We start from the raw sequence: 21292 nt of genomic DNA, 5'->3' as shown, positions 1-21292 counted from the left end.
CTTACTTAACTCATTGAATATCAAGGAGTTTTCCGTTTCGACTGCGCCGGAAGTGGGGCGAATTATAGAGACTCAGAATCTGCCGTCAACACTTAATTTGAGTTTTCTATCAACCTTAGGAAAACGCCGCTTCTATATAGACGCGAACGCAGCGAGTGCGCACTATATTGCCCAATACACCAGCTACCTTCTCGGATGATGCCTCGCAATGAACGACCAACCCCGCAGCCTTGCCTCAACCCTGTTCCCGGTTGGCCTTCTATTAATAGCCATGGCATCAATCCAGTCCGGCGCCTCGCTGGCCAAAAGCATGTTCCCCATCGTTGGCGCTCAAGGCACGACAACTCTGCGCCTGATCTTCGCCAGCATCATCATGCTGTTACTGCTCAAACCCTGGAGAGCGAAGCTGACGGCAAAGTCGCTACGCACAGTGATTGTCTACGGGATGGCCCTAGGCGGCATGAACTTCCTGTTCTATATGTCATTGCGCACTGTTCCGCTCGGCATCGCCGTCGCCCTGGAGTTCACTGGCCCGCTGGCAGTCGCCATCTATACCTCACGTCGCGCGATCGATTTTCTTTGGATAGTTCTGGCGGCCATCGGATTGCTGTTACTGATACCGACCGGCGCCACCGAAGCGGGTATCGATCTGATCGGTGCAGGCTATGCGCTGGGAGCCGGCGTTTGCTGGGCACTGTACATTCTGTTCGGTCAAAAGGCCGGCGCAGATAACGGCGTGACTACTGCGGCGCTTGGCGTGATGATCGCAGCCCTGTTCGTCGCCCCCATCGGCATCGTCCATGCCGGAAGCGCACTGCTGACACCCGCATTGATCCCGATCGCGATCGGGGTCGCGATCTTGTCCACAGCCCTTCCCTACACACTGGAAATGATCGCTCTCACCCGCATGCCCGCCCGCACCTTCGGCACGCTTATGAGCATCGAACCGGCCTTTGGCGCACTGTCGGGCCTGCTATTCCTTCAGGAATACCTTTCTTTGTCACAATGGATGGCGATCCTGTGCATTATTCTGGCCTCCGTCGGTGCGACCATGACTATGGGCAGCACTGCCAAACCCGCGATCGCGGCAGATTGAAACGGGATTGAACGAAGATCTGGCATTTGGCGCTCATTTAGGCCATGTTTAGCCTCGCAACCCAATGCCAGACATGGATTTTTTCGGATAGGGACATCAGAACGCTTCAAGCGAGAGCGCATACAGGCAGACCCGAGCGCCAGACTCGAGGCCGCCATAAGGACGGTAATGAAACGAATTTTGATACTGATCGCCATACTCGCCATTGCAGGCTGTGCGGCGACGTCGAAAACCCAGGTCAAGCATGGCAAGAAGGGGCTGCACATCAACTGTTCGGGGCTATCCTCCTCTTGGGACAAGTGCTACACCAGCGCCGCAAACTCTTGTGCACCGAAAGGCTATAAGGTCATCGCAAAATCAGGTGATGCCGTGGAGGAGCCGGGTGATTACCCCTTCGGCCTCAATCCTGCCGGTTACACCAGCCGCAGCATGATCGTCATCTGCAAATAGGCCGCCACTATTGCGCTCGCGTAGCGGCGAGCTGGTTCCCGATCTCTTCATGACAGGAACTCAGCACCCGCTGCTGAATTTTTGGCGACGCCAGCATACGCGCCACCACCAGCGCCCCGACACATTGCGACAGAATCGCCCAGGCCAGGCTGTCGCTTTCCAGAATCTGCGCCCAACTTTCCTGAAGCTTACAAATCCACAGTTCGGCCTGTTCTCGCACAACAACATCCGACCGCGCAATCTCGGCACCCAGTGCAGGCAATGCGCAGCCCAGCTCAGGTTGCTCGACATGAGCCATGTTCAGATACAGTTTCAGGCATCGCTCCAGCCGTTCCCGATCTTGCGGACCCTGCCCGCCCAAGCGTTCCAGACTCTGGCACAACTCGCGCTCGACGATAGCCGCAAACAACGCGTCCTTGGACGAGAAGTGGCTGTAGAACGCCGCTCCACTCAGGCCGATCGCCTTCATCAGTCCATCGACACCCATTGATGAGAACCCGTTTCTTTTCGCAGAAAGCGAACTGCTTTGCAGGAGTTTCTCTTTCGTTTCCAGCTTGTGACCGGCGGAGTACCGCATGTATTTGTCCCCACAATTGAGTGCCTTGACGCTCAGCGGATCCTAGCATAACGTTCGTTCACTTAACGATCGTTTACTAAAGGGATCCACCCATGAATAACAAGAAGGTCGTATTGGTTGTCGGTGCAGGTGATGCCACAGGTGGCGCCATCGCCAAGCGCTTCGCCAAGGAAGGTTTCATCGCTTGCGTCACGCGCCGCAGCGCCGACAAATTGCAGCCGTTGGTGGAAGCCATTCAGGCGGACGGCGGGGAAGCCCACGGGTTTGCCTGCGATGCACGTAAGGAAGAAGACGTGATAGCGCTGATCGAAGATATCGAAACCCGCCTGGGCCCGATTGAAGCATTCGTTTTCAACATTGGTGCCAACGTTCCTTGCAGCATCCTCGAAGAAACCGCCCGCAAGTATTTCAAGATCTGGGAAATGGCCTGTTTTTCCGGATTCCTCAATGCCCGCGAAGTCGCCAAACGGATGGTGACCCGTAACCGTGGCACCATCCTGTTCACCGGCGCGACTGCAGGATTGCGCGGTGCCTCAGGCTTTGCCGCATTCGCCGGGGCCAAGCACGGTATTCGGGCTCTGGCACAGAGCATGGCCAGGGAGCTTGGCCAGATGAACATCCACGTCGCCCATGTCGTGGTCGACGGCGCCATCGATACCGACTTCATCCGCGACAACTTCCCCGACAAATACGCCACCAAGGATCAGGACGGTATTCTCAATCCCGACCATATCGCCGAGAACTATTGGTATCTGCATAGCCAACCCCGGGACGCCTGGACGTTCGAACTGGATCTGCGTCCATGGAATGAGCGCTGGTAATTCCCCTCCCCGATAACAAAAACAGAGTGCAGCGAACATGAGCAAAACCGTGGAGTTTTATTTCGATCTCGGCAGCCCCGCCACCTACCTGGCCTATACCCAGCTACCAAGGATCTGCGCCGAAACCGGCGCTCAACTGATCTACATTCCGATGTTGCTGGGCGGCGTCTTCAAGGCCACCGGCAACGCATCGCCGGCAATGATCCCGGCCAAGGGTCGTTACATGTTTCAGGACCTGGACCGTTACGCCAAACGCTACGGCGTGCCCCTGAAATTCAACCCGCATTTCCCGATCAATACCCTGATGTTGATGCGCGCGGTCACCGGTATTCAACTGCGTCATCCCGATCGCTTCCAGGCATTCATCGATTGCCTGTTTAAAGCGCTGTGGGTTGAAGGCCGTCCTCTCGATGAACCGGCAACCGTTGCCGCCGTGCTGACCGAACATGGCTTCCATCCTGAAGAGGTACTGGCATTGACCAATGATGAAGCAGTCAAGGCTGCACTCAAGGACAATACCGAAACCGCCGTGAAGCGTGGCGTCTTCGGTGCGCCGAGCATGTTCATCGACAACCAGTTGTTCTTCGGTCAGGACCGGCTCGACTTCGTGGCGCAAGCCCTTCGCTAAATCTCCACCACCAGACGCCCCTGAGCTGCCTTCGTTGCCAGCAGCTCATGGGCTTCCCCGGCAGTTTCCAGCGTAAACCGACGCGGATCGAGCAACGGGCGCAATTGGCCGGACTCAATCAAGGCAGCAGCCTGTCGCAGGATCTCGCCATGATGCTCACAGCCTCGGCCGGTCAGTAACGGCAGCAAGGTGAACACTCCCGAATACGTGGCCCCACGAAACGACAACGGCGCCAGACTGTGCTGCCCCCAACCGAGACAGCTCAGCACATGCCCGCTATAGATCCGTGCTGCTTTGAAGGATGCGTCCAGCGTCTCGCCGCCGACCGTGTCATAGACAATGTCGAACCCTTCCCCCGCCGTGAACCTGGCGACATAGTCCTCCACCGAGTTCTCTCGATGATCAATGAACGTCGCACCGTAGCCCTCGATGATCGAGCGTTGTCCCGCAGAACCCGTGGCATAGACTTCAGCACCGAATGCACGAGCCAGTTGAATGGCCACATGCCCGACACCGCCCGCACCACCGTGAATCAACACGTTGTGCCCCGCCCCCACCCGAGCCCGATCCACCAGACCTTCCCAAGCGGTGATCAGTATCAATGGCAAGCTTGCGGCCTCACGTGAGCTGAGGTTCAAAGGCTTACGCGCCAGCAGTCGTGCGTCCACCACTGCAAACTCGGCCAACGATCCTTGCGCGCCGCCAATGCCCGTGGCTAACGCATACACCTCATCGCCCGGCGCCCATCCCTGCACGCCCTCACCCACTGCTTCGATCACACCAGCCAGATCCAGTCCCAACACTGCCGGCAACGGTTGCCGGGCATGGGCGGCCTGCCCCGCACGAATTTTCAGATCGAGCGGATTCACACCGCTGGCCTTGATCCGCACCAGTACCTGTCCAGCCCCAGCCACAGGCCGTTCCAGGGAAACCAAGCGTAACGGCCCATTGGCCTGGTCCACCATCAGGGCTTTCATGTTCAGTGAGTCAGTCATTTCGGTCATTCCTGTCGGAGAAAGTGAAACCATGTTCCCGCAACAGGCCTATGCCGATAAGAAGCCAAATGACTATAGTGAGCATGCCGAATTGGCATGAATGAGGCGCTTTATGGACAAGCTAAACGCAATGGCCATCTTCGTCCGGGTAGTCGAACGTGGCAGTTTCTCCGCCGTTGCCCGGGAACTGCACACCACCCAGCCGACTATCAGCAAAGTTCTGCGCGCCCTTGAAAATCAATTGGGCGGCAAGCTGATTGCCCGCAGTACGCGCAAGTTGTCACTGACCGATGAAGGTCAGCGGTACTACAACGAATGTCGAAATATCCTCGCAGCCGTGGATGCCGCCGAGCACCGTTTCCAGTCCGGCAGGGAAACCGTGGCCGGTTCTCTACGAATCGGCTCATCCGTCAGTTTCGGCCGTTTGCAGATTGCCTCGCGACTGGCGGATTTTCTGCAACGCTACCCTCAGGTGCAGGTCGACCTGCAACTCAGCGATCAGAATCTGGATCTGGTCAGTGAAGGCCTGGACGTCAGCCTGCGCATCGGCGATTTGAACGACAGCGGCATGATCGCCCGACGCATCGGCACCACCCACCGGCTCACAGTGGCGACGCCCGATTACCTGCGACGCCAAGGTCACCCACAATCACCTCAGGATCTTGCGCAGCACAACTGCCTGCAATTCAACCTGCTCAGCACTCAGAACCTGTGGACCTACGAGAAGGATGGCCAACATCACGACGTACGCATCCAGGGCAATGCCCAGAGCAACAACTCCGAAGCGATCCGCGAAATGGTCTTGGGAGGACTGGGGATTTCGCTGTCACCGGTCTGGCTGTTCAGCGAGGATTTGAAGGCCGGTCGGGTGATCGCCCTGTTGCAGGACTACCAGACCCGATCATTGCCGATACACGCCGTGTCCCCGGTGAACCGTCGCCAGTCCGCCAGGGTCAACGCGTTTGTCGACTTCATGACCCGGGCGCTGGCTGCAGCGCCCGAGCTTCAACCGATCAGATAGCGGCAGTACGCGTCTTCAACCATTCCAGTGCCGCGCCATCAAGCAGCGGGCTCAGACGCTCGCGCACTTCGGCGTGATAGGCGTTGAACCACTGTTTTTCTTCCTGCGTCAGCAACGACGGTTCCAGGCAACGGGTATCGATCGGGCACAGGGTCAGGGTTTCAAACTTGAGGAACTCGCCGAATTCGCTGCTTCCCGCTTCAACGTTCATCGCCAGGTTCTCGATCCGCACACCCCAGCGGCCCGGACGATACGTGCCCGGTTCAATGGAGGTGATCATCCCCGGTTGCATGGCAGTCTGTGGTGCTGGCGCCGCCTGATAGGCAATCACCTGCGGACCTTCGTGAACGTTGAGGAAGTAACCCACGCCGTGGCCGGTGCCGTGGCCATAATCCACGTTCTCGGCCCAGATCGGCGCGCGGGCAATCGCATCCAGCAGCGGCGACAGAATGCCTTTAGGGAAATGGGCGCGGGACAACGCGATCACACCTTTCAGGACGCGGGTGCAGTCGCGTTTCTGCTCTTCGGTTGGCGTACCGACCGCCACCATCCGCGTGATGTCGGTAGTACCACCCAGATATTGGCCACCGGAGTCAATCAGCAACAAGCCGTCACCCTCGATCACCGCGTGCTCTTCCGGGGTGGCGTGGTAATGCGGCATCGCACCATTGGCGTTGAATGCGGCAATTGTGTTGAAACTCAGCGACACATAATCCGGACGACGCTCACGGGCTGCCGTGAGTTTTTCATCGATGGTCAGCTCGGTTATGCGCTCGCGCCCCCAGGCCGATTCCAGCCAGGTGAAAAACTCGCACAGCGCCGCGCCATCCTGCTCCATCGCCTGACGAATATGGGCGGCGTCTGCCAGGCTCTTCTGCGATTTGGCCAGTGTGGTCGGGTTCAGGCCTTCGACCAGTTTCACGCCACTGTCGAGGTTGTCCAGCAGACCGCTGGTCACCCGCGCCGGATCCACCAGCAGGCTCGCGCCACTCGGAATCGCACGCAGGGCATCAGCGATTTCGCTGTAGTCACGCACGGTCACGCCGTCTTTTTCCAGCACGGCACGCAACTCTGCATCGACCTTACTCAGTGCGACAAACAGCGTGGCCTGCTGCTGGCTGATCAGCGCGAAAGAAACGAATACCGGGTTGAACGACACATCGCCGCCGCGCAGGTTGAACAGCCAGGCGATGTCGTCGAGGGTGGCGATGAAATGCCAATCGGCGCCGCGCTCCTGCAGGGTTTCGCGCAGTTTGGCGAGTTTCTCGCCACGGCTGACTGTCGCCTGCGGTGGCAGGTGCTGGTAGATCGGCGCATTCGGCAGCGCCGGGCGATCACTCCAGACTTCTTTCAACAGGTCGATGTCGGTACGCAGACTGGCGCCCCGCGCTTCGAGCTTGCTGCCCAGCGTACGCGCCGACGCAACCGCCATCACCGCACCGTCAACCGCGACCACGCCACCTTCCGGCGTCTGTTCGGCGAGCCAGTCCAGCGGGCTCGGCTGACCCGGTTGCAGTTTCACCAGTTCGATGCCGCTGCCCTTGAGTTCCTTGGTCGCCTGTTCCCAGTAGCGACTGTCGGCCCAGACCCCGGCGAAATCGGGGGTGACAATCAATGTACCCACCGAGCCATGGAAACCCGACAACCATTGCCGGCCCTGCCAGTAACCCGGCAGGTATTCCGACAGGTGCGGGTCGGCGGACGGCACCAGCAACGCGTGGATACCTTCGCGGCGCATCAGTTCACGGGTGTGCGCGAGGCGCTGGGGAACCGTTCCATCGGTCAAAGTCTGGGTACTCATCATGTCTCCTGCCAATCACTTCATCGTTATTGTTCGGTGCCGTTCCAGGACGGCGAGTTAAAGCCTTGTCGCCCAGAATGCCGGAGCACTGGCGCAGGCGGTCCTGATCAGTTCTACAGCCTTGTCGACGTCTTCGGCAGTGGTGAAACGGCCGAGGCTCAGGCGAATCGTGCGCGCCGCCAGATGCGCATCGTGCCCCAGTGCCAGCAAGACGTGGGACGGCGCGTTGCTCGCGGAATTGCAGGCCGAAGTCGCGGAAAACGCAATTGAATGACTCAGCGCCGCCGGGTTGAACTCGCCTTCGCTGAAGGTCAGGCTCAAGGTGTGCGGGATACGTTGAGTACTGCTGCCGTTGAGGCGCACGCCGGGCAGGCTCAACAGTTGTTCAAGCAGACGTTCGCGCAGCGCGACGATGGTTTTCTTCTCGTCATCAAAAGCTTCGGCAGCCAAGGCAAACGCCGAGCCCATGGCAGCAATCTGGTGAGTCGCCAACGTACCGGAACGCAAGCCGCCCTCGTGGCCACCACCGTGAATCTGCGCCTGCAAGCGCTGTTGCGCACGCGGGCCGACGTACAGCGCGCCTATGCCTTTGGGGCCGTAGAGCTTGTGCGCCGAAAACGACATCAGGTCCACCGGCCATTGCGCCAGATCGATCGCGACCTTGCCCGCGCCCTGAGCCGCATCGACGTGGAACAAGGCCCCGCGCCCACGCACCACTTCGCCGATGGCCGGGATGTCGTTGACGGTGCCGAGCTCGTTGTTGACCAGCATCAGCGATACCAGAAAGGTGTCATCGCGCATCGCTTCGCTGACTGCTTGCGGGGTGATCAGGCCTTCGGCGTCCGGCACCAGATAGGTCACGGCGACACCGGCGTCCTGCAATTGCCGGGCGGTATCGAGAATGGCTTTGTGTTCGATCTGACTGGTGATGATGTGCCCGCCGGACACACCACGGGCCTGGACCACGCCTTTAAGGGCAAGGTTGTTGGATTCGGTAGCGCCGGAGGTCCAGACAATCTGCTGTGCCTGAGCGCCAACCAGTTCGGCGACTTGTCGCCGAGCGTTCTCGACCGTTTGTCGGGCTTGTTGACCGAAGGCGTGGGAACTGGAGGCCGGGTTGCCGAAGTTACCGTTGAAGCCCAGACACTCGATCATCACCTGGATGACCCGCTCGTCCACCGGGGTGGTGGCGGCGTAATCGAAATACAGCGGACGTGTGTTCATAAAAAGACTCGCAGAGCTTGTTCCGGGATCAGGAAGCTCGTGTCTACAAACGGCACGGCGCAGCCTTGTGAGCTGCGTCCGGGTTCGAGAGCGCCATCAATACCTGATCGGATGCCGTTAAAGAAGAACAACTTCATTTAAAAGTGCGTAGGAACGCTCCTGAGCGCGACTTTAACAGGCATCGGGGCGGCGGTTGTAGCACTGCGTCAGCCAAAGCTTTCAAGGAGTAACGGATACAGCGAAATCACCAGCAACGCCGCCATGCCCCAGTTGAACACCCGCAGCCAGCGACGATCCTTGAGCACGTTACGCAGCAACGTTCCGCACGCCGCCCAGACACCGACGCTCGGCAGGTTGATGATGGCAAACACCGCGGCAATCACGATCACATTGGTGAAGTAACCCTGCATCGGCGTGTACGTGCTGATGGCGCCGATGGCCATGATCCAGGCTTTGGGATTGACCCACTGAAAAGCCGCCGCGCCGAGATAGCTGATCGGTTTTGCTTCGCCCTGCTCGCTGTCGCCGACCGGGCCCGAATGGGCGATTTTCCACGCCAGATACAACAAGTACGCCGCGCCAACGTAACGCAGAGCCGTATAAAGAAGAGGATAAGTCTGGAACACCGCGCCCAAACCAAAACCCACTGCTACCACCAGCACGAAGAAGCCGCAGGTAATGCCGAGCATATGGGGGATGGTGCGGTTAAAACCGAAGTTCACGCCCGATGCCAGCAACATGGTGTTGTTCGGCCCCGGCGTGATCGAGGTGACAAGGGCAAACAGGGCGAAGCCCAGCAGCAGGTCGAGCGAGAGGGTCATGGCAGGCAGTCCGTCAGGGGTCATTCAGGTGTTGACCCTATCCCACGGCGCCGCGCAAACCCACGGACAGTTGGGTAAAACTTCGAGCAGTACAGTTGCGAATCAGCTAGGACGACCGTGCAGCTGTACGGCCCGCTCGGCGCTCATTTCACCCTTGTTGTCGAAACCGAATGTCTTCTGCGGCTGGCCGAGCAATTCGGCTTTTTTCGCGTGGTATTCCTCGAAGGACAAACCACGACGGTTCAAGGTTTCGAGGGCTAGTTCCCGGGTTTCTTCCGCAGTGTAAGGCCGCAATTCCGGGGAAACGTGGCTCGCGCAACCGGCGAGAACAGAGACAGCGAGCATCAGCGAAACAGTCAGTAAACGATTCATGGGAGTGTCCTGGCGAGCGGTGTGTGTCGGTGGAGAAAGGCTACGCCCGGGCACGCTTTGGCAGAAATCAACGCTCTCAATAGTGGCTATCGGAATTTGGACAGGGTTGATTTCATATTTTCGTGACGGCAGTTTCCTCGGCCACAGCGCGCTACGAAGTCACCGACGAATTCCTCAAGATCTGGCGCCGCGTGTTGCAAGGCGGAGCCGCAACGTGACCTGCACGCGGCTGATCAAGATCGGCGAGTTGGCGGTGAACAAATAGCGCCCTGCGGCCAACCCGCAAGGCGAGCGCCTTATCCAGCTGCCGATCTAGCCGACCAGTTGGCAGTGCAAGCCATCGTCGTGACTGCGGGCGATGCTGCTCAGTACCTGGAATGAGCCGAAGGTCACGGTGCGCGCCTGATGAGTACGGATCAGTTGCCAGAAGTCCTGCTCGCCGGTCTCGAAACTCTGGAACGCGGCCTCTCCCGCCTCGCGGGACTGCCATTGCAGAAAGCTCAACACTCGCCGGCCATCGTCGCTGGCCTGGACGCTGGCACTGACGAAGCCGGGGTAACGCTGGGCCAGGCGTTCGGTCTGCACCGCCAGCGCCGAGACCAGCGCCGGTTGCTGGCCGGGTTCGATTTCAAATTCGATCAATTGGGTAAAGCTGCGGTTTTTCGCTGGTGCTTGCATGACATCCCCACTCTGTCAGACGAATCTTGCGATTCGAAGGCGTGCAGGGTAAAACCTCGAGTTAACTAGAGGTCAAGGGGCAATTTTCAAATGATCACTGCGGAAAATCTGCACAAGCAATTGACCGTCGGCGAAGTCGCGGCCCGCAGCGGCGTGGCGGTTACCGCCCTGCACTTTTATGAATCCAAGGGTTTGATCAAGAGCCAGCGCAATGCCGGCAACCAGCGCCGCTATCCTCGGGAGGTGCTGCGGCGGGTGGCGTTGATCAAGGTGGCGCAACGGCTGGGCATTCCACTGGCGGAAATCGGCGAGGCGCTGAAACAGTTGCCGGATAACCGCGCGCCGACGGCGGCGGACTGGAAAGTGTTGTCGGAGCAGTGGCGGCGGGAGTTGGACGAGCGGATCAATCAGTTGGTGCTGCTGCGTGATCGGCTGACCGGTTGCATCGGTTGCGGATGCCTGTCTATGGAGGCCTGCCCGCTGCGCAATCAGGGCGATGTGCTGGGCGAACAGGGGCCCGGAGCGCATTTTCTCGACGTTCCAAAGTGAAGGTTCCCACGCCACGGGTTTCCGCTTCCCGCGCGTAGTCAGCGAACAGGAACGCCAGCGCCAGCGGCGATTTTTGTGGTCGGCATTTGGGCTCCGTTCCGGCGTTGCGGGGCTGCTCGTCGGCTGCCCGGTCACGGCGGCGGCACGGATCTATAGTTGAGCGACCGGCAACCCCGGCGAAGGCATACCTTCAACCTCTAATAAAAACCAGGCAACAAATAACAGGGAGCACCGCCATGAGCGTCAAACCCATTCCCGAGGGGTACCACAGCATTACCCCGTACCTCGGCATTCACAAAGCTGCCGAAGCCATCGACTTCTATAAAAAAGCGTTCGGTGCCACCGAAGTGATGCGCCTGAGCATGCCCGACGGCGGCATCGGCCACGCCGAACTGCGCATCGGCGACAGCGCGATCATGCTCGGTTCGCCATGCGATCAAGGACCGCTGAGCAATCCGGACACAGCGGTGTCGGTCGGTTTGCATCTGTACGTGACCGATGTCGACAAATCCTTCCAGCGCGCGCTGGATGCCGGCGCGACCTCGGTGTCCGAGGTCAAGGATCAGTTCTACGGCGACCGCAGCGGGACATTGAAAGATCCGTACGGGCATCTGTGGTTCCTGGCCACGCGCAAGGAGGACCTGACCCAGGCGCAGATCGAGCAGCGGGCGAAGGAGATGTTCCAGCAGGGTTAGCAATGCCGAGTGTCCATTCCCGCGCAGCGCGCGGGGATCGGCAAACACGATTCATGAACCGTCGAACCACGCTTCACGGCTTGTCATGAACGCCCGGCGATTTCAGGATGCAGGCCACTCGCCTGAATAAAGGATCACTCCAGATGTTTGCCGGATTCGTCAAAGACCATCGCCTCGTCAACGGCGTGGACATCAGCTACCGCATCAAAGGCAGCGGCCCGGGTCTGCTGCTGTTGCACGGACACCCGCAGACCCACGTCATCTGGCACAAGATCGCCGAGCAACTGGCCGAACATTTCACCGTGGTCGCTGCAGACCTGCGCGGTTATGGCGACAGCAGTCGCCCGCCGGCCGATGAGGCTCACCTCAATTACTCCAAGCGCGAGATGGCCCGCGACGGCGTGCAATTGATGAAAGCGTTGGGTTTCGAGCATTTCTCGATCCTTGCCCACGACCGTGGCGCCCGGGTCGCCCATCGCCTGGCTCTCGATCATCCCGAGGTTGTGCAGCGTATGATCCTGCTCGACATCGCCCCCACGCTGGCGATGTACGCCCAGACCAACGAAGCCTTTGCCCGGGCCTACTGGCACTGGTTCTTCCTGATCCGTCCGGCGCCGCTGCCGGAAACCCTGATCGAAGCCGATCCCGAAGGTTACCTGCGCAGTGTCATGGGCAGCCGCAGCGCCGGGCTGGCACCCTTTACCGATGAGGCGTTCAGCGAATATCGGCGTTGCCTGGAACGTCCCGGCAGCGCTCGCGGAATTTGTGAAGATTATCGGGCCAGTGCCGGCATCGACCTGGAACATGATCGCGCCGACCTCGCGGCCGGTCGTCACTTGAACCTGCCATTGCTGGTGCTGTGGGGCGCCGAGGGCACCGTCGGTCGATGCTTCGATCCGCTCAGGGAATGGGAACAGGTGGCCACCAACGTACGGGGCAAGGCCCTGCCTGCCGGGCATTACCTCGCCGAAGAAGTCCCTGAACTGTTGCTCGTCGAAGCGCTCGATTTTCTCTGCTGATTTCCCTCCTCCAACCCGGCGGCATGCGCTGCCGGGCTGCTTCGCCCTCTCCTCGCAAATCCGCCCCGCGCAGCCGCCACCTGCAATCGCGAAACATTTACTTTCATATCGCTTATCGGGATTTGCTTCGGTCATCCGTCTTATAGAAATGCGGGCCGGTCGCGTAGGCAAAAGCCACGACCGGCCCTTCAGGGACTGCCGCGCTGCGAAGCCCGTAGCGTCAAGTCCTCTCACTGAATCAAGACCCGTCATCATGTCGAAGAAATCCCGCTCGAAACTGTGGTTCCTGGTACACAGCTGGCTGGCATTGCCGATCTGGTTTTTCGTTCTGATCGTCTGCGTCACCGGCACGTTGGCGGTGGTCAGCCAGGAGATCGTCTGGCTGGCCAACCCGCAAATGCGCGCCAGTGCACCGTCGGATGATGCACCGCGCCTGAGTTACGACCAGATCCTCGCCGAAATCAAAAAAGCCGAACCGCAGACGGTGGTGCAAAGCATCAACCGCCCGGACGAATCGCACTTTGCCCTCGACGTCGACGTCAGCTACCCCGACGGGCGTTCCTTGACGGTCTACGTCAATCCGTACACCGGCGTGATCCAGGGCACGGCGCCGAGCTTCAACTTCAAGGCGTTCACCCGCGCACTGCATGGCTGGTGGCTGGTGCCGTTCACCAACGGTTTCAGCTGGGGCTGGTACCTGGTGTCGTTCCTCGGCCTGCCGATGCTGGCGTCGCTGGTGACCGGACTGGTGGTGTACAAGCGTTTCTGGAAAGGTTTCTTCCGCCCGACCTTACGCATTCGCCACGGTGCGCGGATTTTCTGGGGCGACTTCCACCGCCTCAGCGGCATCTGGTCGATCTGGTTCATCGCGGTGATTTCGATCACCGGCACCTGGTTCCTGATCCAGGCGCTGCTGTTTGACAACCAGATTTCCATCTCCAGCGAGCCGATCATTCCGGCCATGTCTCGCGAAGCCGTGCCGCAGTCCAGCGACGGTTTGCCCCCGCCGCGTATCAGCCTGGACCGCGCCATCGAAATCGCCCGGACAAAAATCCCCGGCTTCGAAGCCAGCTTCATCAGCCTGCCGGGCAATGCCTACGCGCATCTGGATATCGGCGGGCGCGGCTGGTATCCGCTGATGTACCAGACCGCCACGCTCAACCCGTACAGCGGTGACGTGGCGGCTTCGCGGCTGTTGTCCGATCGCACGTCGCTGGAGTTCGTCACCGAATCCATGCGCCCGCTGCACACCGGTGACTTCGGCGGTCTGTGGGTCAAGCTGATCTGGTTCTTCTTCGGCCTGCTGCTGAGCATGATGGTCCTCAGCGGGTTGTTGATCTGGACCAAGCGCACTGCGCTGGCCACCGCCAACGCCCTCAAGCGCGAGCACAAGAAACAGCGCGTACAGGCACAACCCGCCCTGCGCCGTGAAACGTCGGAGGCCAACCTGTGAGCAAGTCCACTCCCGTGGCTCAGCCTTCACGGCTGAGCGTGATCTGGCACAAATGGCGCTTCCACATCAACGTGCTGTTGCTGTTGATCCCTTTGGGCTTCATGCCCAAATACTTCGCCGACGCCTCGCTGTTTCGCGGAGACAGCGGATTGGGTGAAAGGGAGATCGGCGAAATCCAGGTCGGTCCCTGGAGCCTGCGACTGGCCGAACTGCGCAATGAGGCACCGACCCTGAGCGGGCCGGCCGGCTACATGAAAGATTTCAACGCGGCCCTCTGCGATGCCTGTGTCGACCACGTCAAGGCGACGTACCTGCGCATCGGCAAACCTCGCAGCCTGCGCGCGGCCGGGGTGATTTTCTTCGGCACGCCTTACCGCATGGGCACCCAGCTGCCGGTGCCGGAAAAGACCGCTGCCGACGCCGAACTGTGGATCACCATGGAAGGCTGGGACGGCAGCATGCATCAAGCCTCGATCCCGCTGAGCCAGGCCTCGCCTGCCACCCTCGCCTGGCTGAACAAACAAGGAGCCAAACCATGAGCCGTCCTTTCCGACTGAGCATCCGCACTGCACTGCTGGCGCTGTGCGCCGGTTTCAGCGCCAGTGCCCTGGCCCACAACCCGATGTGCGAGTGCAAGGCCATCGACGCCGAGCAGATCAAATGCACCGGCGGTTTCTCCGACGGCAGCGGCGCGCCGGGGGTGACCCTGGATGTGATCGGCTACGACGAAACCATCCTGGTGCCCGGCAAGCTCGGCGCCGATTCGACCCTGACCTTCAAGAAACCCGGCGCCGAGTTCTACGTGTTGTTCGACGCCGGCCCCGGCCATGTGGTCGAAATCGACCAAGCGGATATCGAAGCCCCATGACCACACCGACCACCCAGGTTGTACGCCCGGCCGGTGCCGGGCACGAAACCCTCAACGTGCTGCTGATGTGCCTGCTGATCCTGGCTGTCGCCGGATCAGTAGTGGCATGGCGCGGCGTCTCCCACGAGCCCGAGCCGGTTTCCAGCCATCAGCTGGATGCCCGCCGCGACCTCGGCGCCAGCGAGCAAGGCATCTATGCCGACTTGCGGGTGACCCTCGACGAGATCCGCCTGCTGCGTGAAGAACAGCAAGCGCTGCCGACCCCGCAGGACCTTGCAGATGAAGGGTTCGCGCCATTCGCCCAGGATGCCAGCTCGGTCAGTCGTGGCAGTCATGCCTGGCAGTTGCTGGCCGACCGCGCCTACTTCGGCCACAGCCAGGCTCCGGCCGTGGCCGGGTCGTTTCTGATGCGCCTGAACGACGCCGCACCGGATATCTGGCTCAACCGCGCCACCGACCTGCAAGCGCCGACAGATCTGTCCGACGCAGCGCTGTCCACTGCCGGCTGGAAACAGATCGTCGCGCAATTCGAAGCCGGCGTGACCCGCGAACATCGTCATTGAACCCTCGCCTTCATTCGAGAGAAGACCGCTTGCCCATGCCTAGTTCATCTCAACGCCGTCCCTTCCTGCGCCTGCTGCTGATCGGTCTGTGCGCCTGCCTGCTGAGCCCGCTGGCCAGCGCCGATCAGGCCAAGCGCCTGCGCATCGGCATCACCCTGCATCCGTATTACAGCTATGTAGCGAACATCGTCGGCGACAAGGCCGAGGTCGTGCCGCTGATTCCCGCCGGCTTCAACCCGCACGCCTACGAGCCGCGTGCTGAAGACATCAAGCGCATCAGCGGGCTGGATGTGATCGTGCTCAACGGAGTCGGGCATGACGACTTCGCCGACCGCATGATCGCCGCCAGCGAAACGCCGAACATCAAGACCATCGAGGCCAACGAAAACGTGCCATTGCTGGCCGCCACCGGGGTTGCCGCGCGCGGTGCCGGCAAAGTGGTGAACCCGCACACGTTTCTGTCGATCAGTGCCTCGATTGCCCAGGTCAACAACATCGCCCGTGAACTGGGCAAGCTCGACCCGGACAACGCCAGGACCTACACCCAGAACGCCCGCGCCTACGGCAAGCGCCTGCGGCAGATGCGCGCCGACGCTCTGGCCAAGCTGACCCAGGCACCGAACGCCGAATTGCGAGTGGCCACGGTGCACGCCGCTTATGACTACCTGCTGCGCGAGTTCGGTCTGGAAGTCACCGCCGTGGTCGAGCCGGCCCATGGCATTGAGCCGAGCCCGAGCCAGTTGAAGAAAACCATTGACCAACTGCGCGAGCTGGACGTGAAAGTGATCTTCTCCGAGATGGACTTCCCGTCTACCTACGTCGAAACCATCCAGCGCGAGTCCGGTGTGAAGCTGTACCCGCTGTCGCACATTTCCTACGGCGAATACACCGCCAACAAGTACGAAAAGGAAATGACCGGCAACCTCGACACCGTGGTTCGGGCGATTCAGGAGTCCGGCGCATGACTTCAAAAGAAATCGAACTCCCTGTGGGAGCGAGCTTGCTCGCGAAAGCGTCCATTCAGTCAACGTCGCCGTTGGATGAGAAACCGCATTCGCGAGCAAGCTCGCTCCCACGAGTATCAGGCCCGACTCTGGAATTCGCCGACGTCAGCCTGACCCTCGGCCGCACGACCATCCTCGACAAGGTCACCTTTCAAGTGCAGCCCGGCAGCGTGCATGCGCTGGTCGGCCCCAACGGCGGCGGCAAGAGTTCGCTGATCAAGACTCTGCTCGGGCAAATGCCCCATCAGGGCCGGCTCAGCCTGCAATGGCCCGGCGAGCCCGGCACCATCGGCTACGTGCCGCAGGCGCTGGAGTTTGATCGCGGCCTGCCGATGACCGTCGATGATTTCATGGCCGCCATGTGCCAGCGTCGCCCGGCGTTTCTCGGATTGAGCAAACGCTACGCCGGCGCCATCGGTAATGCACTGGAGCGGGTCGGCATGCAGGACAAGCGCAAGCGCCGGATGGGCGCGCTGTCCGGTGGCGAACGCCAGCGGGTGCTGCTCGCCCAGGGTCTGATTCCGGCGCCGCAATTGCTGGTGCTGGATGAACCGATGTCGGCCCTCGACGAAGCCGGGATCCAGGTGTTCGAGCGTTTGCTCGGCGACTGGCGCGCGACGGGCGTCACCGTGCTGTGGATCGAGCACGATCTGGAAGCGGTCGGGCGCCTGGCCAATCGCGTCACCGGCCTCAACCGCCGCGTGCTGTTCGACGCCACGCCACAACAGGCCCTGACCCCGGAGCGTCTGCTAACCCTGTTCTCGACCCATCCACGGAGCGCTGTCTGATGAGTTATGAAGCCTTTCGTTTGACGGTGCAGGGCTGGGCGTCGTCCGGTTACCTGCCGGAAGCCCTGGCCTACGGTTTTGTGGTCAACGCGCTGCTCGCCGGCCTGTTGATCGGCCCGGTGCTCGGCGGCCTCGGCACGCTGGTGGTGGTCAAGCGCTTCGCGTTTTTTTCCGAGGCGGTCGGTCACGCGGCGCTGACCGGCGTGGCCATCGGCATTCTGCTCGGCGAACCCTACACCGGGCCTTACGGCAGCCTGTTCGGCTATTGCCTGCTGTTCGGCATCCTGCTCAATTACCTGCGCAACCGTACCGGCCTGGCTCCGGACACATTGATCGGCGTGTTCCTTTCGGTGTCTCTGGCGCTGGGTGCCAGCCTGCTGCTGATCCTGGCGGGCAAGATCAACGTGCACATTCTGGAAAACGTATTGTTCGGCTCGGTGCTGACAGTCAACGGCAACGACCTGCTGGTGCTGGCGATTGTCGGTTCACTGGTGATGGCGCTGGCCCTGCCGTTGTACAACCGGATCATGCTTGCCAGCTTCAACCCGCAACTGGCGGCGGTGCGCGGTGTCGCGGTGAAAACCCTGGATTACCTGTTCGTGATTCTGGTGACGCTGATCACCGTCGCGGCAGTGAAAGTCATCGGCGCGATTCTGGTCGGCGCCCTGCTGGTGATTCCGGCAGCGGCCGCCCGCTTGCTCAGCCAGTCGCTCAAGGGGTTCTTCTGGTGTTCGGTGCTGATTGCCACGGTCAGCACGCTGTGCGGGATTCTCGCACCGATCGTGTTCGACCTGCCGATTCCGTCCGGCGCCGCGATCATTCTGGTCGCCGGTATCGCCTTCGCCATCGCTGCGATTGCCCGGGGCGTCGTCCCCAGTCTGAAAGGGAACCTTGGATAAATGGCTTTTTCATTGCGACAACTGACCCTGGCCATCGCCCTCAGCGGCGCAGTTTCGAGCCCTCTGCTGGCGGCCGAGAAACCGTTGCGGGTGCTGGCCTCGTTGCCCATCACTTATGGTCTGGGCGAAGTCCTGCTCAAGGGCACCGACATCAGCCTCGAACGCGCTGCGCCGGCCAATCTGCCGGGCAGCCGTCAGACCGCTTACTTCACCGGGCGCGGCGCCCCCGCGCTGAGCAAACTGGCCACCGGCGCCGACGCAGTGATCGGCGTGCGCTCGCTGTGGGCCGATGATCCGCTGTACCCGATCGCCCGCCGCAGCAATATCCGCATCGTAGAAGTCGACGCGGCGCGCCCGGTGGACGGCGCCTTGCCCGGCATTGCCGTACAACCGGGGCTCAAGGTTGACGGCCTGAACAGCCAGCCGTGGCTGGCGAGCAACAACATGGGGCGCATGGCTGACGTGATGGCAGCGGATCTGGTGCGCCTGGCGCCGAAGGACAAACCGAAGATCGAGGCCAATCTGGCGGCGCTGAAACAGCGTCTGCTGAAACTCAGTGCCGACAGCGAGGCGCGTCTGGCCAGTGCCGATAACCTGAGCGTGATGAGCCTGAGCGACCACTTCGGTTATCTGATCGGCAGCCTGAATCTGGAACTGATCGGACAGGATGCGCGTCCGGATGCCGAATGGACGCCAGAAGATCTGAAAAAACTGACCGCCACACTGAAAGACAATGACGTAGCGGTGGTGCTGCACCATCGGCAGCCGTCGGACGCGGTGAAAGCGGCGATCGCCGAATCGGGCAGTCAGCTGTTGGTGCTGAGCACCGATGCGGCGGACCCGGTGGGGGAGCTGGAAGGGAATGTGGATGTGTTGCTCAAGGGCTTGAGCGGCGCGTAACGCCAGTCGCCCCCCGTTGATCGTTCCCACGTCGAGGCGTCGAACCGTCCGCGTGGGAATGCAGCCCGGGACGCTCCGCGTCCCTTCCGAAGCGGACGCAGAGCGTCCAATGAGACATTCCCCACGCAGAGCGTGGGAACGATCATCAAGGCCGATCTTCCAGACATGAAAAAAACCGCTGACCGTTCTCGGTTCAGCGGGTTTCTTTTTGGCTGGAGACTTACTGGGCAGCCGCTTGCGCTTCCATCTTCTGGCGCAGGCTCAGCGGGCGCATGTCGGTCCAGACTTCTTCTATGTAGGCCAGGCATTCCTTTTTCAGGCCGCTCTTGCCGACGGTGCGCCAGCCCTCCGGCACGGCCTTGTAGTCCGGCCAGATCGAGTACTGCTCTTCGTGGTTGACCACGACTTGAAAGAGGATGTCCTCGCGGTCGAATACTGACGTCATGCTGTGTCTCCATCGCTTGAAGGGTGGGCTGCACGACGGGTGCAGCCGGGTATGTAGAAAGAACGTTCGACGCGGCGAAAAATTTACAGGCTGGCGGTCGCGGCGCTCAGCGCACGGCCGAAGACTTCGGCGACGCGATCGATTTCGGCGGCGGTAATCACCAGCGGCGGCAGGAAGCGCACCACCGCGCCATGTCGCCCGCCCAGCTCCAGAATCAGCCCGCGCTTGAGGCATTCACGCTGAACCAGGGACGCCAGACGTGCGAAGGCCGGTGCATGGCCCAAGGCATCCGGGGTGCCATTCGGATCGACCAGCTCGACGCCGAGCATCAGGCCACGACCACGAATATCGCCCAGTTGCGGGAAATCGCGTTGCAGGATGTGCAGGTGTTCACTCAAGCGTTCGCCCATGGCGGCGGCGTGTTCGCAGACCTTGTGTTCGACCAGGTAACGCATCACCGCGGAACCGGCGGCCATCGCCATCTGGTTGCCACGGAACGTCCCGGCGTGGGCGCCTGGCTGCCAGGTGTCGAGCCAGTCGCGATAGACCACCACGGCCAGCGGCAGGCTGCCGCCGATGGCTTTGGACAGCACCACTACATCCGGCGTGATGCCGGCGTGTTCAAAGGCAAACATCTTGCCGGTGCGGGCGAAACCGCTCTGGATTTCGTCGATGATCAACGCCACGCCGACCTTTTCGGTGATGCGGCGCAGACCGCGCAACCACTCGATGTCCGCCGGAATCACACCGCCCTCGCCCTGCACCGCTTCAACGATGACGGCGGCCGGCAATTGCACGCCAGCCTCCGGGTCGTTGAGCAGGTTTTCCAGGTAACTCAGGTTGGCCTTCACGCCCGCCGCGCCACCGAGGCCGAACGGGCAACGGTAGTCGTACGGGAACGGCATGAATTGCACGCCGTTGCTGAGCAATGCGCCCAACGGTTTCTTCGGACCGAGGCTGCCCATCAGGCTCAAGGCGCCCTGACTCATGCCGTGATAACCGCCGGAGAACGACAGCACGGTGCTGCGTCCGGTGGCGGTACGCACCAGTTTCAGCGCGGCTTCCACGGCGTCAGTGCCGGTCGGGCCGCAGAACTGGATTTTCGCTTCCTTGGCCAAGGCGGGAGGCAAGAGGCCGAACAGGTCCTGAACAAACTGGTCTTTCACCGGTGTGGTCAGGTCCAGGGTATGCAGCGGCAGCTCATCGGCCAGCACCTGCTGGATTGCCTCGATCACCACCGGATGGTTATGCCCCAGCGCCAGAGTGCCGGCACCCGCCAGGCAATCGATGAAGGTCCGGCCCTCGACGTCCTCGACGTACAGACCCTTGGCGCGTTTCAACGCCAGCGGAATGCGCCGCGGGTAACTACGGGCATTGGATTCCTGCTGGCTCTGACGGGCCAACAACGGCGACTCATTGAACTGATACAGCGTTTCCGCCGGCGCGGAGGCGATCCGGGCCGACGACTCTTCGATAAGGCTGGTGGCGACTGACATCTCTCGACCCCTCAATACGCTATGGATAGTGACCAAAACTGCACACCAGGCAGTGCGCGTTCCGGTCGCGGGGCGCACATGCAGGTTTTCCTGTTCTGGAAACGCACCAGCGTGTTGAGGATTTACACC

26 protein-coding genes and 1 pseudogene are annotated in these 21292 nt (G+C 61.0%); 18 read left to right on the top strand and 9 right to left on the bottom strand.

Annotated features, from left to right (window positions below):
* From CAF79_RS29340 to CAF79_RS21240, 3 genes are all read left to right on the top strand, one after another.
* The coding region (locus tag CAF79_RS29340; RefSeq protein ID WP_218191883.1) for a hypothetical protein at window positions 1-199 on the top strand (199 nt) is incomplete at its 5' end.
* A 9-nt stretch (window positions 200-208) separates the two neighbouring features.
* On the top strand, window positions 209-1096 hold the full coding sequence (rhtA, locus tag CAF79_RS21245) for a threonine/homoserine exporter RhtA (protein ID WP_085700152.1): 888 nt from the start codon (window positions 209-211) through the stop codon (window positions 1094-1096).
* Between the two features lie 168 nt (window positions 1097-1264).
* The gene (locus CAF79_RS21240; RefSeq protein ID WP_085700151.1) at window positions 1265-1546 is read left to right on the top strand and encodes a hypothetical protein; all 282 of its coding nucleotides are present in this window, start codon (window positions 1265-1267) and stop codon (window positions 1544-1546) included.
* Between the two features lie 7 nt (window positions 1547-1553).
* Here CAF79_RS21240 and CAF79_RS21235 read toward each other — a convergent pair whose 3' ends face one another.
* Window positions 1554-2123, bottom strand: coding sequence for a TetR/AcrR family transcriptional regulator (locus CAF79_RS21235; RefSeq protein WP_085700150.1), 570 nt, complete (start codon window positions 2121-2123; stop codon window positions 1554-1556).
* A gap of 92 nt (window positions 2124-2215) precedes the next feature.
* Between CAF79_RS21235 and CAF79_RS21230 the strand changes: the two genes are divergently transcribed.
* Complete coding sequence (locus tag CAF79_RS21230; protein WP_085700149.1) at window positions 2216-2944, top strand: SDR family oxidoreductase; 729 nt, start codon at window positions 2216-2218, stop codon at window positions 2942-2944.
* A gap of 37 nt (window positions 2945-2981) precedes the next feature.
* Window positions 2982-3572: a 2-hydroxychromene-2-carboxylate isomerase gene (locus tag CAF79_RS21225; RefSeq protein WP_085700148.1), complete on the top strand. Its 591-nt coding sequence runs from the start codon at window positions 2982-2984 to the stop codon at window positions 3570-3572.
* On the opposite strand, the gene CAF79_RS21220 is transcribed toward CAF79_RS21225, so the two are convergent.
* Window positions 3569-4567, bottom strand: coding sequence for a zinc-dependent alcohol dehydrogenase family protein (locus tag CAF79_RS21220; RefSeq protein WP_085700147.1), 999 nt, complete (start codon window positions 4565-4567; stop codon window positions 3569-3571). The two genes, CAF79_RS21225 and CAF79_RS21220, sit on opposite strands and share 4 nt — an antisense overlap.
* Before the next feature lie 112 nt (window positions 4568-4679).
* Here CAF79_RS21220 and CAF79_RS21215 point away from each other — a divergent pair, with 112 nt between their 5' ends.
* Window positions 4680-5588 carry a LysR family transcriptional regulator gene (locus CAF79_RS21215; protein ID WP_085700146.1) on the top strand — a complete coding sequence of 303 codons (909 nt, stop codon included), beginning with the start codon at window positions 4680-4682 and terminating at the stop codon, window positions 5586-5588.
* On the opposite strand, the gene CAF79_RS21210 is transcribed toward CAF79_RS21215, so the two are convergent.
* From CAF79_RS21210 to CAF79_RS21195, 4 genes are all read right to left on the bottom strand, one after another.
* Window positions 5581-7389 (bottom strand): aminopeptidase P family protein, encoded by a 1809-nt coding sequence (locus CAF79_RS21210; RefSeq protein WP_085700145.1) that lies wholly within the window; start codon window positions 7387-7389, stop codon window positions 5581-5583. The two genes, CAF79_RS21215 and CAF79_RS21210, sit on opposite strands and share 8 nt — an antisense overlap.
* Window positions 7390-7446: 57 nt before the next feature.
* Window positions 7447-8613: an aminotransferase class V-fold PLP-dependent enzyme gene (locus CAF79_RS21205; protein WP_085700144.1), complete on the bottom strand. Its 1167-nt coding sequence runs from the start codon at window positions 8611-8613 to the stop codon at window positions 7447-7449.
* A 206-nt stretch (window positions 8614-8819) separates the two neighbouring features.
* Complete coding sequence (locus tag CAF79_RS21200; protein ID WP_085700143.1) at window positions 8820-9434, bottom strand: LysE family translocator; 615 nt, start codon at window positions 9432-9434, stop codon at window positions 8820-8822.
* 102 nt (window positions 9435-9536) lie between these two features.
* Entirely contained in the window at window positions 9537-9806 is a 270-nt protein-coding gene (locus CAF79_RS21195; RefSeq protein ID WP_085700142.1) for a hypothetical protein, read from the bottom strand.
* A gap of 124 nt (window positions 9807-9930) precedes the next feature.
* Between CAF79_RS21195 and CAF79_RS29755 the strand changes: the two are divergent.
* Window positions 9931-10015 (top strand): annotated as a pseudogene (locus CAF79_RS29755) (hypothetical protein); the annotation flags it as partial.
* 103 nt (window positions 10016-10118) lie between these two features.
* On the opposite strand, the gene CAF79_RS21190 reads toward CAF79_RS29755, so the two are convergent.
* Window positions 10119-10484, bottom strand: a complete 366-nt coding sequence (locus tag CAF79_RS21190) for an antibiotic biosynthesis monooxygenase family protein (protein WP_085700141.1) — start codon at window positions 10482-10484, stop codon at window positions 10119-10121.
* A 90-nt stretch (window positions 10485-10574) separates the two neighbouring features.
* Between CAF79_RS21190 and soxR the strand changes: the two genes are divergently transcribed.
* From soxR to CAF79_RS21135, 11 genes are all read left to right on the top strand, one after another.
* A complete protein-coding gene (soxR, locus tag CAF79_RS21185; RefSeq protein WP_085700140.1) occupies window positions 10575-11033 on the top strand; it encodes a redox-sensitive transcriptional activator SoxR in 459 nt (152 codons plus the stop codon).
* Window positions 11034-11269: 236 nt separating this feature from the next.
* On the top strand, window positions 11270-11728 hold the full coding sequence (locus tag CAF79_RS21180) for a VOC family protein (RefSeq protein ID WP_085700139.1): 459 nt from the start codon (window positions 11270-11272) through the stop codon (window positions 11726-11728).
* Window positions 11729-11871: 143 nt separating this feature from the next.
* The gene (locus tag CAF79_RS21175; protein ID WP_085700138.1) at window positions 11872-12747 is read left to right on the top strand and encodes an alpha/beta fold hydrolase; all 876 of its coding nucleotides are present in this window, start codon (window positions 11872-11874) and stop codon (window positions 12745-12747) included.
* Between the two features lie 253 nt (window positions 12748-13000).
* Window positions 13001-14200, top strand: coding sequence for a PepSY domain-containing protein (locus tag CAF79_RS21170; RefSeq protein ID WP_085700137.1), 1200 nt, complete (start codon window positions 13001-13003; stop codon window positions 14198-14200).
* Entirely contained in the window at window positions 14197-14739 is a 543-nt protein-coding gene (locus CAF79_RS21165) for a thiamine pyrophosphate-binding protein (RefSeq protein WP_085700136.1), read from the top strand. The genes CAF79_RS21170 and CAF79_RS21165 overlap by 4 nt, the downstream gene beginning before the upstream one ends.
* Window positions 14736-15068 (top strand): hypothetical protein, encoded by a 333-nt coding sequence (locus CAF79_RS21160; protein WP_085700135.1) that lies wholly within the window; start codon window positions 14736-14738, stop codon window positions 15066-15068. Before CAF79_RS21165 ends, CAF79_RS21160 begins: the two co-directional genes overlap by 4 nt.
* Window positions 15065-15631 carry a DUF6162 family protein gene (locus CAF79_RS21155; protein WP_085700134.1) on the top strand — a complete coding sequence of 189 codons (567 nt, stop codon included), beginning with the start codon at window positions 15065-15067 and terminating at the stop codon, window positions 15629-15631. The genes CAF79_RS21160 and CAF79_RS21155 overlap by 4 nt, the downstream gene beginning before the upstream one ends.
* 35 nt (window positions 15632-15666) lie before the next feature.
* Window positions 15667-16596 (top strand): metal ABC transporter substrate-binding protein, encoded by a 930-nt coding sequence (locus tag CAF79_RS21150; protein WP_085700133.1) that lies wholly within the window; start codon window positions 15667-15669, stop codon window positions 16594-16596.
* Window positions 16593-17423 (top strand): metal ABC transporter ATP-binding protein, encoded by an 831-nt coding sequence (locus CAF79_RS21145; RefSeq protein ID WP_085700132.1) that lies wholly within the window; start codon window positions 16593-16595, stop codon window positions 17421-17423. Before CAF79_RS21150 ends, CAF79_RS21145 begins: the two co-directional genes overlap by 4 nt.
* Window positions 17423-18322, top strand: a complete 900-nt coding sequence (locus CAF79_RS21140; RefSeq protein WP_085700131.1) for a metal ABC transporter permease — start codon at window positions 17423-17425, stop codon at window positions 18320-18322. The genes CAF79_RS21145 and CAF79_RS21140 overlap by 1 nt, the downstream gene beginning before the upstream one ends.
* A complete protein-coding gene (locus tag CAF79_RS21135; protein WP_085700130.1) occupies window positions 18323-19222 on the top strand; it encodes a metal ABC transporter solute-binding protein, Zn/Mn family in 900 nt (299 codons plus the stop codon).
* Window positions 19223-19442: 220 nt separating this feature from the next.
* On the opposite strand, the gene CAF79_RS21130 is transcribed toward CAF79_RS21135, so the two are convergent.
* Together CAF79_RS21130 and CAF79_RS21125 are read right to left on the bottom strand one after the other, a co-directional pair.
* Entirely contained in the window at window positions 19443-19667 is a 225-nt protein-coding gene (locus CAF79_RS21130) for an MbtH family protein (RefSeq protein WP_007917715.1), read from the bottom strand.
* A gap of 83 nt (window positions 19668-19750) precedes the next feature.
* Window positions 19751-21163 carry an aspartate aminotransferase family protein gene (locus CAF79_RS21125; protein ID WP_085700129.1) on the bottom strand — a complete coding sequence of 471 codons (1413 nt, stop codon included), beginning with the start codon at window positions 21161-21163 and terminating at the stop codon, window positions 19751-19753.
* Window positions 21164-21292 lie beyond the last annotated feature (129 nt).

Origin of the sequence: Pseudomonas sp. B26(2017) (assembly GCF_002113045.1) — a bacterium.
Classification (GTDB): domain Bacteria; phylum Pseudomonadota; class Gammaproteobacteria; order Pseudomonadales; family Pseudomonadaceae; genus Aquipseudomonas.
Note: the sequence above shows the minus strand (reverse complement) of the source record. Positions and strands in the feature narration are given on the sequence as shown.